Below are 17,736 nucleotides of genomic sequence, written 5' to 3'. Positions count from 1 at the left end.
TGCGTCGCCGGCCGGTACCTCTCTAGACCAGGTGGTTGCCGAACGGAGATCTCCACGGGCTTGCCAGGACCGGGAGAACGTGTCGGCCGGGCGGTCGGAGCGGGCAGCCGGTAACAGGGTTGCCACGAGCCGGACCTGACGGCGTCGTTGGCACCATGTGGCCATTACGGTAGGCGCGTGAGTTTCTCGTCCTCCTCGCGTCCCTCGGCCGCCGGCGCCCGCGGTAAGGCACCGGTCTCCGGCTCGACCCGACTGCCCAGCGGCCGTGAGCGCCGCCCCGCCCTGGCCGCCCTGGCGGTGATCCTGATCCTGCTCGGCGCGGCCGGTTCCGCGCTGATCGCGGTCCGCAGCGGCCACCGGCAGGACTTCGTCGCCATCGATGCCGAGGCGCTGGCTCCCGGGCACAAATTGGTCTCCAAGGACCTGGCCCGCGGCGACCTGGCCGGCGCGACCGGGAAGCTGGTGCTGTGGGCCGACGCCGACAAGGTGCTCGGGAAGTACACGACCAGCTGGGTGTACAAGGGCCAGTTCCTCACCGAGGCGAACGTGACGACCAAGCCGATCCCCGAAGGCGGTGCGCTGGTCGGCGTGGCGCTGGAGAGCGGACGGGCGCCGTCGGACGACATCAGCCAGGGCGACATCGTGCGGGTCATCCGGGTGCCGTCGGCGAACGCAGAGGGTGCACCGCAGGTCCTGGTCGGCGCCGCGCTGGTGACCGACAGCACGGGTACCGTGGCCGATTCGAAGACCGGCGCGAACACGACGCTGAACGTGACCGTCCTGGTGCCGATGGAGAACTCCACGGCCGTCGCGGCCGCGGCCGCGGGCAAGAACCTCGTTCTGGTGAAGCTCTCGCCGGCCACCAAGCCGTCGATCGCACAGACCGACGGAGACGGTTGATGGCACTGGTCGCATTGGCGAGCGCCAAGGGCTCGCCGGGAGTGACGACGGCCGGCCTGGTGCTCGGCGCGCTCTGGCCGCGGCCGGTGTTGCTGGCCGAGTGTGATCCGGCCGGCAGTGACGTCGCGATCAGGATGACCGCTCCCGGTGGTCAGCCGCTGAACTCCGACCGCGGGCTGATCAGCCTGGCCGCGGCCGGCCGCAAGGGCCTCGGCGACGACGTGATCCTCGCGCACAGCCAGCAGCTGGACGGAGGGCTGGACGTGATGATCGGGGTCCGGTCCGCAGAGCAGATCGGCGGCATGGGTGGCCTGTGGGCGCCGCTGGGGATCTCGTTCAATCAGATGCACAGCGCCGACGTACTGGCCGACTGCGGCCGGATCGGGCCGGCCTCGCCGCAGCTCCCCGTCGTACAGGCCGCTCGGCTGGTCGTGATGGTCTGTACGGCGACAGGCTCGTCCGTCGCGCATCTGCGCGAGCGGCTGGCGTCGCTGGTGCACCACGTCGACGCCCAGCTCGGCGTGATCGTGGTCGCCGACCCGAAGCGGCGCGACGGCGTCAAGCAGGTGTGGTCGGTACTGGACGCGATGTCCGTGCCGATCCAGCACCGCTGGCATCTGGCCTACGACCCGGTCGGCGCCGCGTTCTTCGACGGCCGCGGCCACGGCCGCCTGGACCGTACGCCGCTGATCCGCTCGGCCACCGACATCGCCGCCGAGATGGCCACCGTGGCCGCGCGGCCGACCCAGCGCGACTTCGACATGGCCCAGGCCGCCTTCCCGCCGGGCGAAAGCGGATACGGCCCGGTCACGGACGAGTGGAGGGACGGGCGGTGATCACCGACCAGGAACTGGTGCGCAAACTCCGGACCCAGGTCGCGGAGCGGCTGAACGAACAGCGCCGCCGCGACCAGGTGAACGGCGTACCGCCGATGAGCGCCGAGGACGAGCGGGAGTACGCGCGATCCCTGATCGTGCAGGTGCTCGAGGACCACGCGCGGTACGAGCTGGCCGAAGGGCGCACCCCGCCCACGCCGGAGGACGACGCGCAGATCGCCGGCGCGATCCACTCCGCCCTGTTCGGTGTCGGCCGGTTGCAGCCGCTGATCGACGACCTCGACGTGGAGAACATCGACATCAACGGGTACGACCAGGTCTTCGTGCAGTACGGCGACGGCCGGGAGGAACGGCCCGGCCCGGTGGCCGAGAGCGACGAGGAACTCGTCGAGCTGATCCAGGTACTGGCCGCGCACGCCGGCCTGACCAGTCGGCCGTTCGACTCGGCTAACCCGCAGCTGGACCTGCGGCTGCCCGACGGTTCGCGGTTGTCGGCCGTGATGGGCGTGACGTCGCGGCCGGCGGTCTCGATCCGGCGCGCCCGGCTGGGCCGCGTGTTCCTCAAGGACTTGGTTGCCAACGGCACCATGTCGGAGGACATCGCCTCGTTCTTGCGGGCCGCCGTGGCCGCACGTAAGAACGTGATGATCGCGGGCGCGACCAACTCCGGCAAGACGACGCTGCTGCGCGCGCTGGCGAACGAGATCCCGCCGCACGAACGGCTGATCACCGTCGAGCGCTCGCTCGAGCTCGGCCTCGGTGAGTTCAAGGACCTGCACCCGAACGTGGTCGCGTTCGAGGAGCGGCTGCCGAACGCCGAGGGCGTCGGCGAGGTCAGCATGGCCGACCTGGTCCGCCGCTCGCTGCGGATGAACCCCAGCCGGGTGATCGTCGGTGAGGTGCTCGGCGACGAGATCGTCACCATGCTGAACGCGATGAGCCAGGGCAACGACGGCTCGCTGTCGACGATCCACTCGAACAGCTCGATGGAGGTGTTCAACCGGATCAGCACCTACGCCATCCAGTCGCAGGAGCGGCTGCCGATGGAGGCGACCCAGATGCTGATCTCCGGCGCGCTCGACTTCGTGGTGTTCGTCCGCAAGCACAACGACTACCAGACCGGCGGCACGATGAGCCGCTTCGTCGAGAGCATCCGTGAGGTGACCGGCTGGGACGGCCGGGTGCTGTCCGGTGAGGTGTTCGCGCCCGGGCCCGACGGCCGCGCGGCCGCGCACGCACCGATCGCCTGTATGGACGAACTCGAGCACTACGGCTATCAGCCGATGGTGCACGGACGCTGGGCGTGAGGTGACCCGATGACGGACAGAACCCTGCTGGCCCTGATCTGCGGCGCGGTGGTCGGCGGCGCGATCCTGCTGCTGATCGTGGCGCTGCGCGGTACCGAGCCACGGGACGAGACGCCGTCGTTGCTCCGGCGCGGCAGCAACGTGGACAACCGCAAGCAGTTGATCCGTCTCGGCGCCGGCCTCGCGGTCGGCCTCCTCGTACTGGTGGTCACCGAGTGGCTCGTGCTCGCGGTGGCTCTGGGACTGCTGGCCGCGCTGGCCGACCGGTTCTTCGGCGGCACCGGTGAGGAACGCCGCGCGATCGACCGCCTGGAAGCGCTGGCCACCTGGACCGAGGCGCTTCGCGACACCATCGCCGGCGCGGTCGGTCTGGAGCAGGCGATCCCGGCGACCGCGGTCAACTCCGCGCCCGCGATCAAGCCCGCGCTCAATCTGCTGGTCGACCGGCTGCGGATCCGGGAACCGTTGCCCTCGGCATTGATGCGGTTCGCGGACGACCTGGACGACCCGTCGGCCGACCTGATCGTCGCCGCCCTGGTCCTGAACTCGCGGCTGCGCGGCCCGGGTCTGCGCGAGGTGCTCAGCGCCCTGGCCGACTCGGCCCGCGAAGAACTCGACGTACGCCGGAAGGTCGCCGCCGAGCGCAGGTCGACCCGGCGCAGCGTGCAGGTGGTGGTCGCGATCACCCTGCTGGTGGCGGCGACGCTGGTGCTGTTCAACCCGACGTACGTGCAGCCGTACACCAGCTTCATCGGCCAGTTCGTGCTGTTCCTGGTCATCCTGCTGTACGCCGTCGGCCTGGTCTGGCTGCGCCGGCTGGCCAAGATCGAGGTGCCCGAGCGGTTCCTGATCCGCGCGGACAACAAGCGGGCCGCCAGAGCCGGCGACGACCGGATGGAGGTGGTGGGCGGATGATGTGGGCTTATCTGACGGGTGCGCTGGCGGGGCTCGGCGTGTTCCTGCTGGTGCGGATGTTCATCCGGCCGCCCGCGAACGTGCTGTCCACGATCGCCCGGATCGACGCAGGGCGGGCCGGTTACACGAGTGCCGCCACCGCGAGCGCGGCCGGCGAGCGGGTGCTCGGCGGTGTCGACAAGGCCCGCGAGACGCTCGGCCGGCGGCTCGAGCAGGAGGCGAACGCGCGCGGCTGGGCGTTCGGCCGGCTGCGCCGCGACCTGGCGGTGATGAACCAGCCGTTCGCGGCAATGCTTGCCACCAAGGTGTTCTTCGCCCTCGGCGCGCTGGTCTTCATCCCCTTCATCCTGTTCCTGGCCTCGTACGTCGGCTTCGGCGCGCCGGGCGCGTCGCCGGCGGTCGTGACGCTGGCCGCGATGACGTTCGCGTTCTTCCTGCCGGATCTGACGCTGCGCAAGGAGGCGGAGCAGCGTCGCCGCGACTTCCGGCACGTGGTGGGCAGCTTCCTCGACCTGGTCGCGATGAACCTCGCCGGGGGCCGCGGTCTGCCCGAGGCTCTGATGACCGCCTCGACGATCGGCGATCACTGGGCGATGGCACGGATCCGGCAGGCGCTGGCGAACGCGCGGCTGATCGGCATCACCCCGTGGGACGCGATGGCGCGTCTCGGCGAGGATCTCGGTGTCGAGGAGTTGCGCGACCTTGCGTCCGCGCTGGCGCTGGCCGGTGACGAGGGCGCCAAGATCCGCGCCTCGCTGCTGTCCCGGGCGGCATCGCTGCGGCGCAAGGAACTCGCGGACGTCGAAGGCAAGGCGGGGGAGCGGTCGCAGTCGATGCTGGTGGCGCAGCTGGTGATGTGTGCCGCCTTCATGCTGTTCCTCGGCTATCCCGCCGGCGCGTCGATCCTAGGCAGCTGAGATGGGTACCCGAGGGATCCAAGCAGCGATTCTGTCCGTCGGAGAGGGCATACTGAGCCCCGGTCCGGGTTCGGTCTCAACAGGGAAGGCAACCTGATGTACACGGAAATTCAGCTCGTCCGCGTCATGGTCGGCTACGCGCTGGCCCGAGCCGACAGCCAGCGGGCCCGCGCCAGACAGGGCCGTACCGAGCTCGGCGCCTCTGCCCTGGAGTGGGCGATCATCTCCGCGATCCTGGTCACCGCCGCGCTGCTGATCGGCGGGATCGTCAAGGGCGTGATCGACCGGCGGTCCAAAGACATCGAGCAAGGCTGATCCCGTTGCCGCCCCGACGACGTTCGGAGCGCGGCGCGAGTTCGCTGGAACTGGCGATCCTCGCGCCGTCGATCCTGGCGCTGATCTTCATCTCGATCCAGACCGCCCTGTGGCTGTACGGGCGGTCGGTCGCGCTGAACGCTGCCCAGGAAGGCGTCTCCCGGCTCCGCCTGGTCCAGCCGCCGCTCTACACCGCGGCGATCGGCGAGAAGGTCCGCTCCGACATCGAGGCGTACGCACAACAACTCGGCGGCAACTCCCTCGGCGACGCCCAGGTCAAGACGCCGTCGTACAACAACCCCGAAGGCCAGGTGTCGTTCACGGTGACCGGCGAAACCGTCTCCCTGGTCCCCGGCCTGACCCTCAAGGTCAGCCAAACAGCCACCGGGCCCATAGAACAATTCGAAGCCGACGACAAGTGAGCCCAACACCCCTGGGGAACCGCGCACCGCGCCCTGCCACACCACCCCCACCCGCCCTCCGCCCCACCCCAACACACTCGACCACCCCTGCGCCCTCACTTGGCACACGGCGAGGCGCGCGGGGGGAGCGCGGCACGATGGCGTTGGAGATGGTGATTCTGGCGCCGTTGCTGCTGATCCTGTTCATGTTCCTGCTCGCCTGCGGCCGCTACTTCCAGACCTCCTCGCAACTGGAGAACGCGGCCCGCGACGGCGCCCGCGCCGCCAGCCAGGCGCGCAGCCTCTCCGACGCCCAGAAACGCGTCGACGACGCCGTCTCCCGAACGATGGGCCAGTCGGTCGAATCCTGCAAAACCTCCGCCGAAGGCTCGATCACCACCGCCTTCACCGCCGGCAGCCCGCTGTCGGTCGAGGTGACCTGCACGATCAACTACCGCGACCTCGGCCTGCTCGGCATGGGCGGCGACACCAAGATCACCAAGAAGTTCAGCTCTTCCCTAGACCCGTACCGCGGTGTCCGCGATGCCCCCTAACCCCCGCCCCAAGGCCCCCTCCGGCCACCGCCCCACCCCACCCGCGACGACCGGCCCGGGCACGACGCCCGCCTGCCGCGGCGCCTGGCGGCGTACGGTCGCCTACCTCCGCATCGACGCCCCCCGCGCCAACCGCCTGATCGATGCCCTCCGCAACCACCGCGGCGCCCTCAGCCCCGCGGTAGCCATCCTCGCCGTCATGATCTTCACCCTGGCCGGCCTAGTCATCGACGGCGGCCGCCAACTAGGCGCCAAATCCCGAGCAGTCGGCTACGCCCAGGAAGCCGCCCGCGCTGGGGTGGCGACCATCGACTTCAACTCCTCCGAGGCGAAGATCGACATCTCCAAGGCCGGTACGGCGGTAGCGAACTTCTGCGCTCAGGTCAGGACGAACGACCCGGCTGTCACCGGCTGCGGCGCGACCGAACTGGACGCCGAGCACCTCAAGGTCGACGTGCAGATCGACAACAAGACGAGCTTCCTGGGCATGGTCGGGATCAAGAACCTGACCGCGAAGGGCCAGGGCGAAGCACATGCCGAACAAGGCGTGAAGAAGGCCGACGACAGCCCGACCATCCCACCGATCGTCGTCGAGACCAGCCTGGAAGGTCCTGGCGCCCCGATCACGTCGGCGAATCCGCCCACCATCGACTTCCCCTGCCCGAGCTGGACGATCGGTTCACCTACCCCGATATGGACACCGCCGATCCCGATCCCCTTCCCGGCGTCCTGCACACCGACGATCACCCCCACGGACAGCCCGGATCCGTCGGGTCCGAACCCGTCCGGTACCGCTTCCAGCTCCAAGCCGACCGAGGGCGATCCGTCCTCGGCGCCGCCCGGTGGTGGCGCGCCCGCGGCGCCGGCCGTCCGGAGTACCGAATGAAAAGCCTGGTCCAGAAGCGTGTCCCCGCTTCACGAGGAGTTATTTTCGTGCGAAGTCCAGCGATGACCTTGGCAGGCGTCGTGACCGCGATCCTGCTGCTCGCCGGGTGCGGCGGGTCGGAGAAGAACAACGGCACCCTGCCGGTCGGCGTGGGCGACGACAGCGAGCCGACCGTCACGTTGTCCAGTCCCGCCCCGCGAACGAGCGAGCCGTCGACGCCCCGTACGCCGACCCGAACTGGCGCGCCGCCGCGGACGGCCAAGCTGACCGTCGTCACCGGGAACTACGGGTCGGTGCCTGCCGTCCAAGGCCTCGTGGCCAAGTACCCGCTCTACTTCCAGGCGATGGCGGAGGGGAATTCGGACCTGATCAAGGCGAACTTCCCCGCCTTCTTCTACGCGGACACGGCCATCAATGTGGAGACGGCGAAGTCCAACGGCTGGGTACTCCGCCCGCCGGCCAGCATCGTCGTGATGGGCGCCAAGCAACAGCCGAACGGAGTGGTGCGGGTCAGCCTGTGCCGCTCGCAGACCGCGCAGTACTGGAATCCGAAGACCAAGCGATGGGTTGTCACCGCCCCGCACGGAGCACCGCAGGCAATCGACATGGTGCGGACCGGGGCCGGCTGGACGATGTACCAGATGGCCAAGCCGATGCCGAAGGGCATCGACTGCTCGAAGGTGCGATATCCGGCCTAGATCGGAATGGCCGTCACTCAGTGGCGGTCGGCAGGCTTCGGAGGGCAGGATGCACCCGTTCGGCGCTAACCTACTGACAGCACAACCACCAGGAGTGAGGATGCGAAACAGGGTCGCCCGCAGTTTCATTGCCCTGAGCACCGTGCTCGGTTTGCTGATCGCCATGCCCTCGTCGCTCGCGGCGGCGGACACGGTCCACTCCGGCGACCGAGTCTGCAGCATGTACGCCAACTCGGTCGGCTTCGGCGCCTACTGCAGCAACGGCCAGGTTGCCGACGGCCCCGCACCGCCGCCCTGGAAGGATCGGCTGAAGCCGGGACAGGTCTTCATCCCCTGCCGGGATTTCGAGGTCCCGAAAGGCATCAAGCTTCCGGACCCGCCCGAGGGCAAGCAGTGGGTCCTGCGGCTGACCATCGTCCAGTACGACCTCAACTCGAACTTCGGTGGTGTCCACGCCCACTTGGAGCGCGCGATCGTGCCGGTCTCCGAGGAAGAGCGCAAGCAGTGCATGGGCAAGAACACGTACATGGACAAGTTCTGGACGTACTTCGACGAGAGCTATCCGGACCCGGTTCTGCAGGTCAATCCGACCTACACGCCCCGAGTCAACATCCCGGCCTACTTCACGCTCACCCCAGAGTCCTCGTATGTCTTGAAAAACTTCGGGACGGACCGGGACATTGCCAACTATGCCCCGGGTGAGCGGCTCACGATGCGGGCGCTGGTCAGCAAGATAGAGATCGATCCGGGCGACGGTACCGGCAAGTTCACCTGTCTCGGCGGCGTCCTTCCGGTCGACTCGGACGGATACGACGAGACCAAGGATCCTTTCCATCAGGTCAATCCGTGCAGTCACGTGTACAAGCGCTCGAGCGCCAACCAGCCGGACGGGATGTACACGGTGAAGCTCACGATCACCTGGCAGGTCGACTACTGGCGGAACAACCAGGACTGGAAAAACGTCGATCATGCCGACGTGCATGCGGTGCAGCGCCTTCCTGTGCAGGAAGTGCAGGCAATCGGTGGCTGACGGTGGGGTTATGGAGGGACGACGATGGTGAAGACGAGTGAGCCGGTGCGGTCTGCTCGGTTGCCGCAGCGGGGGTCGGGGAGTGCGGGGGCGGATCGGCTGAAAGGGCTGGTCTCGCTGGTCGCGATCCTGGCGATCGTCGGTGGGGTGCCGTACGTGCTGTTGCGGTTCTTCGGGACGCCGTGGCCGGACAAGATGCCGACCCGGGACCTGCTGTTCGACCAGTTGAGCACCGACACCGTGCTGGGCATCATCGCGTTCTTCATCTGGCTGGCCTGGCTGCACTTCGTGATCTGCCTGATCGCCGAGGCCGTCACGGAGATCCGTGGCCACGGGTTGTCGCCGCGGATCCCGCTCGGTGGCGGCTCGCAGAACCTTGCGCGCAAGTTGATCGCCGGTGTCGTGCTGATCGCGGGCGCCACGAGCGTCACGCTCCCGGTCGCGAACGCGGTGACCACCTCCGGCACCACGCCGTCGTCGATCAGCGTGACCCAGGGCGGCGACAACAGCAATGCTGCGAACTTCCGGCAGACCGAGGCCCGTAGTACGGTCCTCAGCGGTACGACGCACACCGGCGTACGGACGAACAACGACCATCAGGCCGGGCAGGTCGTCAAGTACACCGAGGTCCGGCCGCCGCAGGGCCGCAACTACGACTGCCTGTGGGACATCGCCGAGCGCTACCTGGGTGAGGGCCGGCGGTACAAGGAGATCTACGACCTCAACAAGTTCAAGCTGCAGCCCGACGGCCGTCGGCTGACGAACCCGGACCTGATCATGCCGGGCTGGCAGGTCCGCCTGCCCGCCGACGCCAAGGGCGCGGGCGTGCACACGGTCCGCGTGCAGATCGACCAGCCCGGCACGCACACCGAGGTGAAGCCGACCCAGGCCAAACCGGTCGAGACCAAGCCCAAGGGCGGCGGCACCGTCGAGAGCCGCACGTCGCACGAGGACGCGGCCGGCAAGGGCAGCCGCTGGTTCGAGGAGCAAGGCATCGAGAAGCCTTCCTCGATCGGGATCGGCAGTGCGGTCAACGACCCGACCGCGAGGAACGCGAAGCCGGGCCAGCCGGAAGTCGGCACGGTTCAGCCCCACAACCCCGGTACTGCGGACGCACAGCCGGGCGACCCTGCTGCCGGCGGGACAAAGGTGCCCGACGTCGTTCCCGTCGCCGCGAGCAGTCACGGCGTCGACCCGGTCGAGGCGGGGATCTACGGCTTCGGCGCGACGCTGCTCGCAGCCGGCATCGCGCTGGCGCTCAAGCGTCGCCGGGGCTGGGCCCAAGGCCCCGGTCCGAAGGCGGCCGGCCATCGGCAGACCGAGGTCGGCCTGCGACTGGCGGCCGACATCCCGACTGCCGAATTCGTCGACAACTCGCTGCGGATGCTCGGCGCGTCCATGGCCGAGGACAACCGGACGATGCCGAGGGTCGTCGCCGCACTCGTCACGCCCCGCGCGCTGACGCTGGTGCTCGCGCCCGGGGAGCCCCAGGCGCTGCCGCCCGGTCCGTGGCAGGCCATTGCCGACGGCACCAGGTGGGTACTGCGGCGCGCCTACGGCCCGCAGGGTCCCGTGGACGCACCCGCGCCGTACCCGACGCTCGTCACGCTCGGCCAGAATGCGGACGGCTCGACCGTCCTGATCGACCTCGACACTGCGAACGGCATCGTCAGCTTCGGCGGCGTCACCGACGCTTCGCGTGACGTCGTCGGTTCGGTAGCCGCCGAGCTGGCCACGAACCTGTGGTCCGAGGGCGCGCACGTCAGCATGGTCGGCTTCGGCGACGACCTGTCGACACTGGCTCCGAGCCGGCTGAGCTACTGGACGAGCCTGGACGACGCGCTGCACGAGGTGACCCGCCGTACGGACGCGCAGGTCCAGGCGTGCGGCAGGCGGGATGCCGACTCGGTGGCGGTCGCCAGGATGGCGTACCCCGATCCGCTGTTGTGGGGTGCCGAGATCATCTTCGTGTCGGCGCCGCCCTCGCCGGACGAGGAGCAGCGGCTGGCGCGGCTCGCGGCCGACCCCAAGCGCTGTGTCGCGGTGGTCGTCGTCGGGGACGTGCTCGGTTCGCCGTGGCGGTTCGTGGTGGACGAGAAGAACAACGCGGTCTGCCGGCTGCTCGGTCTCGAGGTCGATGCCCACAGCATCAATCCGGCCCAGTTCGCCGACCTGGTCTCGCTGTTCAAGACCGCCGAGTCGGAGGCGCTGGACAAGCGGCGGATCGAGCAGGACATGCCGGCGTACGAGTTCTCGTCTTCTGACCTGAGCCAGGCGGCGCCGGTCGAGGTCGACCTGCTCGGGCCGGTCGAGGTCGACGCCCGCGGCCCGATCGACGAGGGCCGGGTGCAACTGTCGACCGAGATCGTGGCGTTCCTGGCCAGCCAGGACTACGGCGTACACCCGAACGTGCTGGCCGGAGCCATCTGGCCGCGCGGCATCAGCGAGGAGCTGCGCGACGCCGCTCTCGAGCACACCCGCAACTGGCTCGGCCTGGACGCGATGTACGCCGACGAGTCGGGTCGCTGGATGCTCAACCGCAGCATCGTCCGGGTCGACTGGGACGTGTTCCGCACGCTGGCCAAGCAGGCGTCGCTGATGGACGACCCGCGTGGACCGTTGTCGACCGCGCTGAGCCTCGTCCACGGTCAGTCGTGGGCCAACCTGCCCGCGGGCCGGTACTCATGGCTGGCGGCATCCGGGATCGAGCGACGGATGGCCGAAGCGGTCGTCGACGCGGCGCTCAAACTGGCAGAGGCCAGCCTGCGCCACAACGACGGCAACCTGGCTCGTACTGCGTTGCAGACCGGGCTCAGCTTCTCCCCGGCCTCGGAGGACCTGTGGCGCGCGACTTTGCGCCTCGCAGCCCACTTCGGTACGTCCAGCGACGTCACCAACGTGGCCGGCCAGATGTACACCGCCCTCGCCAAACACGGCGGTCCCCGCGGCGCCGAGGCCGAGACCGACGCCCTGGTGGACGAACTCCTCCCCGGCTACCGCCGCCCGGCGGCAGTCGCGTAGTTCCGTAGTCAGAAGAACTCGGCCCCCGGGAAGATCCTCCCGGGGGCCGAGCTCTTGTTGTCGCTTGCTTGACGCCTAAGTTCTTGTTCTTTCGGCAGATCAGAGCGGGTTGGCGGACCAGGTGTCGCACGCGGTCATGTCGCCGGAGTCCATGCCGGTCTTGAACCACTTCATCCGCTGCTCGGCGGTGCCGTGGCTGAACGTCTCGGGGGAGACGCGGCCCTGGGCGCGCTTCTGGATCCGGTCGTCGCCGACGGCCGCCGCCGCGTCGAGTCCGCGGCTGATGTCGTCCTCGGTCAGACCGGTGATCAGCTTGTCGCCGTCCTTGTCGACAGCGGTGGTCGCGTGGTGCGTCCAGATGCCGGCGAGACAATCGGCCTGCAGCTCGGAGCGGACCGAGTCCGACGTCGGACCCTCGCGCGACTTGATCCGGTCGAGGATGCCGTACAGGTTCTGGATGTGGTGCCCGTACTCGTGCGCCACGACGTACGCCTCGGCGAAGTTTCCGCCCTTGGCGCCGAGCTCCTGCTCGAGCGTCCGGAAGAACCCGATGTCGAGGTACACCCGCTGGTCCGGCGGGCAGTAGAACGGTCCGACCGCGCTGGTGGCGGGACCACACCCGGTGTTCACCGAACCGTCGAAGACGCGCAGCGGTGCCCGGGTGTACTTCTTGCCCCGGCGCGGGAGTTCGGCGGCCCAGAAACCCTCGATCGAGTTCTGGTAGAAGACGAACCGGCACTCCGGGTTCGCCGTCAGGTCGGTGCCCTTCTTGCACGAATCCAGGTTTCCGGGCGCGGTGTTGCGTGTCACCGGCTGATCGCTGCTCCCACCCCCTCCGCCGGGCAGGCCGCCGTTCAGCAGCAGGATGACGACCAGCAGGATGATGCCGCCGATACCGCCGCCGACCGGGATCCCCATCCCGCCGGGCAGCAGTCCGCCGCCACCGCCTCCGCTGCCGCGGGTGTCCTCGACACCACTGGTGTCCAAGTCGGCGTCTGGATTGAATTTCACAGCACCTACACTAGAGGCCTGAGTCGGAAGAAGGGCACATGTCCGGTGTCCCAGGCGAGCACTGTGTTGCGCGCACTGGAGATCGGGGCTGAACCATCACTTCCGGCTGAGGCCACAGCCTCTATGCGGGGGACCGCGCCGTTTCGCGACGCTGCGCTGTCGACCGCTACCTCTCCGACATCCCCGACCTTGAGGACGCCTGCCCGCGATGATCACTGTCTCCAACCTCGAGGTGCGTGTCGGGGCCAGACAACTGCTCGCGCCTGCCTCCTTCCGGGTCGGCCCGGGCGACAAGGTCGGTCTGGTCGGGCGCAACGGCGCCGGCAAGACCACGCTGACGAAGATTCTGGCCGGTGAAGGGTTGCCGGCCAGCGGTTCGGTCACCTCGTCGGGTGAGATCGGGTATCTCCCGCAGGATCCGCGCACCGGCGACCTCGAAGTACTGGCCCGGGACCGGATCCTGGCGGCGCGCGGTCTGGACGAGGTCGTCCGGCGGCTGCGCAACGCCGAGAAGGCGATGGCCAGCGCGGACGACAAGACCCGCGAGAAGGGCATGCGCCGGTACGAACGGGCCGAGGCGGATCTGCACGCTGCCGGTGGGTACGCCGCCGAGTCGGAGGCCGCCCGAATCGCGGCGAACCTTGGCCTGCCCGATCGCGTGCTGGGCCAGCCGCTCGGCACCTTGTCCGGTGGTCAGCGGCGGCGGGTCGAGCTGGCCCGGATCCTGTTCGCCCAGGCGGAGACGCTGTTGCTGGACGAGCCGACGAACCACCTGGACGCCGACTCGATCGTGTGGCTGCGCGACTTCCTCAAGGGGTATGCCGGCGGCGTGATCATGATCAGCCACGACGTGAACCTGCTCGAGGAGACCGTCACCCGGGTCTTCCACCTGGACGCCAACCGGGCCGAGATCGACGTCTACAACGTCGGCTGGAAGGCGTACCTGACGCAGCGCGAGACCGACGAACGCCGCCGCAAGCGCGAGCGTGCGAACGCGGAGAAGAAGGCCACCCAGCTGATCGACCAGGCGAACAAGATGCGCGCCAAGGCGACCAAGGCGACCGCCGCGCAGGGCATGCTCAAGCGCGCCGAGAAGCTGATGGCGTCGCTGGAGGACGAGCGCGCGTCCGATCGCGTCGCGAAGATCTCGTTCCCGACGCCGGCGCCGTGTGGCAAGACGCCGTTGATGGCCAAGGAGCTGTCCAAGTCGTACGGCTCGCTGGAGATCTTCACCGACGTCGACCTGGCGATCGACCGCGGCTCGCGCGTCGTCGTCCTGGGACTGAACGGCGCGGGCAAGACCACCCTGCTGCGGGTGCTGTCCGGGATCGAGAAGTCCGACACCGGCGAGGTCATCGACGGACACGGGCTCAAACTCGGGTACTACGCGCAGGAGCACGAGACGCTCGACGTGAACCGGACCGTGCTGGAGAACATGAAGACGGCTGCCCCGGATCTGAACGAGACGCAGGCGCGCAGTGTGCTCGGCTCGTTCCTGTTCACCGGTGACGACGCGGACAAGCCGGCCCGGGTGCTCTCCGGTGGCGAGAAGACGCGGCTCGCGCTGGCCACGCTCGTGGTGTCCGCCGCGAACGTACTGCTGCTCGACGAGCCCACCAACAACCTGGACCCGGCGTCGCGGACCGAGGTGCTGAACGCGATCCGCTCGTACACCGGCGCGATCGTGCTGGTCACCCACGACGAGGGCGCGGTCGAGGCCCTGGAACCGGAACGCGTTCTGCTCCTTCCCGATGGCGTCGAAGACCTCTGGACCAACGACTACGCCGACCTGGTCTCGCTCGCCTGATCCGCACCGCCAGTTGGATGGATCCGGTTTTCCACAGGTGACGAGGACCGCACGGAAAGTGCGGACAGGTCGCGTATGTTCCATGGCATGACGGATCTCGGACTGCGATTGACGGTGGACGGGCCAGTGGCCCGGGTCGTGCTGGACCGGCCGGAGGTGCGCAATGCGCAGACTCCGGCGATGTGGAGCGCGTTGTCGGACTTCGGCGCCTCGCTGCCCGACGAGGTGCGCGTCGTCGTCGTGTCGGGGGAGGGGCCGTCGTTCTCGGCCGGCCTCGATCGCAACCTGATGATGGGCGAGCCGGTCGACGGCCAGGAACCGCTACTCACCTTGGGGAAGAAGCCTGCCGCTGAGCTGGACGAGCTGATCGCGCACTTCCAGGCCGGTTTCTCCTGGTTGCGGAAACCGGAGCTCATCACCATCGCGGCGGTGCAGGGGCACGCGGTCGGCGCCGGCTTCCAGCTGGCCCTGGCTTGCGATCTGCGGGTGATCACGCCGGACGCGAAGTTCAGCATGCGCGAGCCCGCACTGGGGCTGGTGCCCGACCTCGGCGGCACCCAGCCGCTCGTGCAACTGGTCGGCTATTCACGCGCCCTGGAGATCTGCGTGACGTCGCGCTGGGTCGAGGCCGACGAAGCACGTCAGCTCGGCCTGGCGAACATCGTCGTACCGGCCGACGAGCTGGCGGCAACGGTGAAGGATCTGACCGATGCCGTGCTCACGCCGCTCGTGGGAGCCGTCCGGGAGACCAAGGCGTTGCTGCTCGGCGCGGCCGATCGTCCGTACGAGGAGCAGTTGCAGGCGGAGCGACAGGCTCAGTCACGGCGGCTCGCAGAACTGATCGCGGCGTTCGGCTGAGCAACGGTCTGAGGCGTCGGGAAGCATCCGCTGACCTGAAGTGTTGTCAAGGTTGACGAGCTGAGTGCGGGAGGGGACTGGATGTCTTCAGGAATGCGGATGGGCGGCGGGATGCCCGGCGGTGGCATGGGCAGCTGGCGGCGCCAGGACGTGTCTGTCCTGGAGCGGAAGCTGACGAAGGGCACGCTCCGGCGGATCCTGCGCTTCGCCAGACCGTTCCGCCTGCACATCAGCGTCTTCCTGGTGCTGGTCGTGTTGTCGGCGTTCCTGGTGATCGCCTCCCCGTTGCTGTTCAAGAAGATCGTGGACGACGGCATCACCAAAGGAAACTCAGGCCTGGTGACCGCGCTCGCGCTGGTCGTGGCGTTGCTGGCCCTTGTCGAGGCCGGTCTGGGGTTGATGCAGCGATGGTTCTCGGCGCGCATCGGTGAGGGGTTGATCTACGACCTGCGGACCAAAGTGTTCGCGCATGTCCAGCAGATGCCGGTCGCCTTCTTCACTCGTACGCAGACCGGCGCGCTGGTGTCCCGGCTCAACAACGACGTGATCGGCGCGCAGCAGGCGTTCACCTCGACCCTGTCGGGCGTGGTCTCCAACGTGATCAGCCTGATCCTCGTGGTCGGCGCGATGCTGGTGCTGAGTTGGCAGTTGACCGTGGTGGCGATCCTGCTGCTCCCGGTTTTCCTGCTCCCGGCGCGGTATCTCGGCCGCCGGCTCGCGGCGATGACGCGCGAGCAGATGCAGTTGAATGCCGAGATGTCGACGGCGATGACCGAGCGGTTCAGCGTCGGTGGCGCCCTGCTGGTCACGCTCTTCGGACAGCCCGAGATCGAGAACCGGGAGTTCGGCGAGCGATCCGGCCGGGTCCGCGACCTGGGGATCCGGATCGCGATGCTGGGCCGGGTGTTCTTCACCGCGCTGACACTGGTCGCCGCGCTGGCAACAGCACTCGTGTACGGCGTGGGTGGCAACCTGGCCGTTCGGCAGACCCTGACCGTCGGGACGCTGCTTGCCCTCGTCGCATTGCTCGGGCGGCTCTACGGTCCGTTGACCGCCCTGTCGAATGTGCGGGTGGACGTGATGACCGCGCTGGTCTCGTTCGAGCGCGTCTTCGAAGTACTGGATCTCGAGCCGATGATCAAGGACGCTCCGGACGCGCGAGCGCTTCCCAAGGACGCTTCGACGGTGACCTTCGACCATGTCTCCTTCGCCTACCCGACGGCCGAGCAGGTTTCGCTGGCCAGTTTGGAGTCGGTGGCCGTGCTCGACAAGCGAGTCTCTTCGCAGGTCCTCGAAGACATCAGCTTCACCGTCGAGGCGGGCCAGATGGTCGCGCTGGTCGGCCCTTCCGGCGCCGGCAAGACGACCATCACGAACCTCGTGGCCCGCCTGTACGACGTCACCGGCGGCTCGGTGCAGGTAGGTGGGCACGACGTTCGAGAGGTCACGCTGCGATCGCTGCACGAGACGATCGGGTACGTGACGCAGGACGCACACATGTTCCACGACACGATCCGCGCGAACCTGGCGTATGCGAAACCAGATGCCACCGACGAGGAGATGATCGAGGCGCTTCGTTCGGCGCAGGTGTGGGACCTGGTGTCGTCCTTGCCCGATGGGCTGGAGACAGTCGTCGGGGATCGCGGTCACCGGTTGTCCGGGGGAGAGCGACAACGACTGGCGATCGCTCGGCTGTTGCTGAAAGCGCCGCACATCGTCGTACTGGACGAGGCGACGGCCCACCTGGACTCCGAGTCCGAAGTGGCCGTGCAGAGAGCCCTCGACACCGCGCTGGAGGGCCGTACGTCGCTGGTGATCGCGCACCGGCTGTCGACCGTGCGGAACGCCGACCAGATCCTGGTGGTTGACCACGGCAACATCGTCGAACGCGGTACCCACGAGGAACTGCTCGCCCTGGACGGCGAGTACGCGTTGCTCTACCACACCCAGTTCGCCGAATCAGGCTCCGCAGCAGGGGTGTAGCGGGCGGCAGAAGGGCGGGCCGGGACTATGCGGCACTCCCGGTCCACCAGCCCATCACCTCGATTTGGTTTTCCGGGCGAATCACACCGCGGTGTGCGTCCGATTCTTGAGAACTCAACAGCGTGCCGAAAGTCAATGCCGAAATTTAGCATTAACCCGTTTCACGGCATTGGATGATCCTGTCCGCCCCGGGCCTCTTCGAGGTTTTGGGTGTGGGGTTGTCTGTTGTTCGTGTTCGGATTCCTTTGAAAATATTGATTCAAGTCAGTTTGATTTGTTTCTGATGTTCAAAGGATC

The 17,736-nt window shown here is 68.3% G+C and carries 16 protein-coding genes; 15 read left to right on the top strand and 1 reads right to left on the bottom strand.

Annotation, left to right across the window (positions count from 1 at the left end):
- The first annotated feature begins 177 nt into the window (after positions 1-177).
- The 12 genes from DIZ26_RS00670 to DIZ26_RS00615 all read left to right on the top strand — a co-directional run bounded on the left by DIZ26_RS00670 (position 178) and on the right by DIZ26_RS00615 (position 11,780).
- Positions 178-900, top strand: a complete 723-nt coding sequence (locus tag DIZ26_RS00670) for a hypothetical protein (RefSeq protein ID WP_112236616.1) — start codon at positions 178-180, stop codon at positions 898-900.
- Positions 900-1,736 (top strand): hypothetical protein, encoded by an 837-nt coding sequence (locus DIZ26_RS00665; protein ID WP_112236615.1) that lies wholly within the window; start codon positions 900-902, stop codon positions 1,734-1,736. Before DIZ26_RS00670 ends, DIZ26_RS00665 begins: the two co-directional genes overlap by 1 nt.
- Positions 1,733-3,043 (top strand): CpaF family protein, encoded by a 1,311-nt coding sequence (locus DIZ26_RS00660; protein ID WP_112236668.1) that lies wholly within the window; start codon positions 1,733-1,735, stop codon positions 3,041-3,043. Before DIZ26_RS00665 ends, DIZ26_RS00660 begins: the two co-directional genes overlap by 4 nt.
- Before the next feature lie 9 nt (positions 3,044-3,052).
- Positions 3,053-3,958 (top strand): type II secretion system F family protein, encoded by a 906-nt coding sequence (locus DIZ26_RS00655; protein ID WP_112236614.1) that lies wholly within the window; start codon positions 3,053-3,055, stop codon positions 3,956-3,958.
- Positions 3,955-4,875, top strand: coding sequence for a type II secretion system F family protein (locus DIZ26_RS00650; protein WP_112236613.1), 921 nt, complete (start codon positions 3,955-3,957; stop codon positions 4,873-4,875). Before DIZ26_RS00655 ends, DIZ26_RS00650 begins: the two co-directional genes overlap by 4 nt.
- Positions 4,876-4,971: 96 nt before the next feature.
- Entirely contained in the window at positions 4,972-5,190 is a 219-nt protein-coding gene (locus DIZ26_RS00645) for a hypothetical protein (protein WP_112236612.1), read from the top strand.
- A 5-nt stretch (positions 5,191-5,195) separates the two neighbouring features.
- The gene (locus DIZ26_RS00640; protein ID WP_112236611.1) at positions 5,196-5,612 is read left to right on the top strand and encodes a TadE/TadG family type IV pilus assembly protein; all 417 of its coding nucleotides are present in this window, start codon (positions 5,196-5,198) and stop codon (positions 5,610-5,612) included.
- A gap of 137 nt (positions 5,613-5,749) precedes the next feature.
- Entirely contained in the window at positions 5,750-6,145 is a 396-nt protein-coding gene (locus DIZ26_RS00635) for a TadE/TadG family type IV pilus assembly protein (protein ID WP_112236610.1), read from the top strand.
- The gene (locus tag DIZ26_RS00630; RefSeq protein WP_112236609.1) at positions 6,135-7,031 is read left to right on the top strand and encodes a TadE/TadG family type IV pilus assembly protein; all 897 of its coding nucleotides are present in this window, start codon (positions 6,135-6,137) and stop codon (positions 7,029-7,031) included. Before DIZ26_RS00635 ends, DIZ26_RS00630 begins: the two co-directional genes overlap by 11 nt.
- A 47-nt stretch (positions 7,032-7,078) precedes the next feature.
- Positions 7,079-7,729 carry a hypothetical protein gene (locus tag DIZ26_RS00625; protein WP_112236608.1) on the top strand — a complete coding sequence of 217 codons (651 nt, stop codon included), beginning with the start codon at positions 7,079-7,081 and terminating at the stop codon, positions 7,727-7,729.
- Between the two features lie 100 nt (positions 7,730-7,829).
- Positions 7,830-8,759, top strand: coding sequence for a hypothetical protein (locus tag DIZ26_RS00620; RefSeq protein WP_112236607.1), 930 nt, complete (start codon positions 7,830-7,832; stop codon positions 8,757-8,759).
- Positions 8,760-8,783: 24 nt separating this feature from the next.
- Complete coding sequence (locus DIZ26_RS00615) at positions 8,784-11,780, top strand: hypothetical protein (protein ID WP_112236606.1); 2,997 nt, start codon at positions 8,784-8,786, stop codon at positions 11,778-11,780.
- Between the two features lie 99 nt (positions 11,781-11,879).
- Here DIZ26_RS00615 and ypfJ read toward each other — a convergent pair whose 3' ends face one another.
- Positions 11,880-12,791 carry a KPN_02809 family neutral zinc metallopeptidase gene (ypfJ, locus tag DIZ26_RS00610; RefSeq protein ID WP_112236605.1) on the bottom strand — a complete coding sequence of 304 codons (912 nt, stop codon included), beginning with the start codon at positions 12,789-12,791 and terminating at the stop codon, positions 11,880-11,882.
- Positions 12,792-12,999: 208 nt separating this feature from the next.
- On the opposite strand from ypfJ, the gene DIZ26_RS00605 reads away from it, so the two are divergent.
- The 3 genes from DIZ26_RS00605 to DIZ26_RS00595 all read left to right on the top strand — a co-directional run bounded on the left by DIZ26_RS00605 (position 13,000) and on the right by DIZ26_RS00595 (position 17,439).
- A complete protein-coding gene (locus tag DIZ26_RS00605) occupies positions 13,000-14,598 on the top strand; it encodes an ABC-F family ATP-binding cassette domain-containing protein (RefSeq protein ID WP_112236604.1) in 1,599 nt (532 codons plus the stop codon).
- A gap of 87 nt (positions 14,599-14,685) precedes the next feature.
- Positions 14,686-15,456 carry an enoyl-CoA hydratase/isomerase family protein gene (locus DIZ26_RS00600; RefSeq protein ID WP_232828061.1) on the top strand — a complete coding sequence of 257 codons (771 nt, stop codon included), beginning with the start codon at positions 14,686-14,688 and terminating at the stop codon, positions 15,454-15,456.
- An 81-nt stretch (positions 15,457-15,537) separates the two neighbouring features.
- Positions 15,538-17,439, top strand: a complete 1,902-nt coding sequence (locus DIZ26_RS00595; RefSeq protein ID WP_232828060.1) for an ABC transporter ATP-binding protein — start codon at positions 15,538-15,540, stop codon at positions 17,437-17,439.
- Positions 17,440-17,736 lie beyond the last annotated feature (297 nt).

This window comes from Kribbella monticola (assembly GCF_003261635.1).
Classification (GTDB): Bacteria; Actinomycetota; Actinomycetes; order Propionibacteriales; family Kribbellaceae; genus Kribbella; species Kribbella monticola.
The sequence above is the reverse complement of the archived record's forward strand: the minus strand, read 5'-3'. Positions and strand labels throughout refer to the sequence as shown.

Coding starts and splice junctions, on each gene's coding strand:
- DIZ26_RS00620 (WP_112236607.1), top strand. CDS start 7,830: ATGCGAAACAGGGTCGCCCGCAGTTTCATTGCCCTGAGCACCGTGCTC.
- DIZ26_RS00600 (WP_232828061.1), top strand. CDS start 14,686: ATGACGGATCTCGGACTGCGATTGACGGTGGACGGGCCAGTGGCCCGG.
- DIZ26_RS00645 (WP_112236612.1), top strand. CDS start 4,972: ATGTACACGGAAATTCAGCTCGTCCGCGTCATGGTCGGCTACGCGCTG.
- DIZ26_RS00650 (WP_112236613.1), top strand. CDS start 3,955: ATGATGTGGGCTTATCTGACGGGTGCGCTGGCGGGGCTCGGCGTGTTC.
- DIZ26_RS00595 (WP_232828060.1), top strand. CDS start 15,538: ATGTCTTCAGGAATGCGGATGGGCGGCGGGATGCCCGGCGGTGGCATG.
- DIZ26_RS00630 (WP_112236609.1), top strand. CDS start 6,135: ATGCCCCCTAACCCCCGCCCCAAGGCCCCCTCCGGCCACCGCCCCACC.
- DIZ26_RS00655 (WP_112236614.1), top strand. CDS start 3,053: ATGACGGACAGAACCCTGCTGGCCCTGATCTGCGGCGCGGTGGTCGGC.
- DIZ26_RS00665 (WP_112236615.1), top strand. CDS start 900: ATGGCACTGGTCGCATTGGCGAGCGCCAAGGGCTCGCCGGGAGTGACG.
- DIZ26_RS00635 (WP_112236610.1), top strand. CDS start 5,750: ATGGCGTTGGAGATGGTGATTCTGGCGCCGTTGCTGCTGATCCTGTTC.
- DIZ26_RS00615 (WP_112236606.1), top strand. CDS start 8,784: ATGGTGAAGACGAGTGAGCCGGTGCGGTCTGCTCGGTTGCCGCAGCGG.
- DIZ26_RS00605 (WP_112236604.1), top strand. CDS start 13,000: ATGATCACTGTCTCCAACCTCGAGGTGCGTGTCGGGGCCAGACAACTG.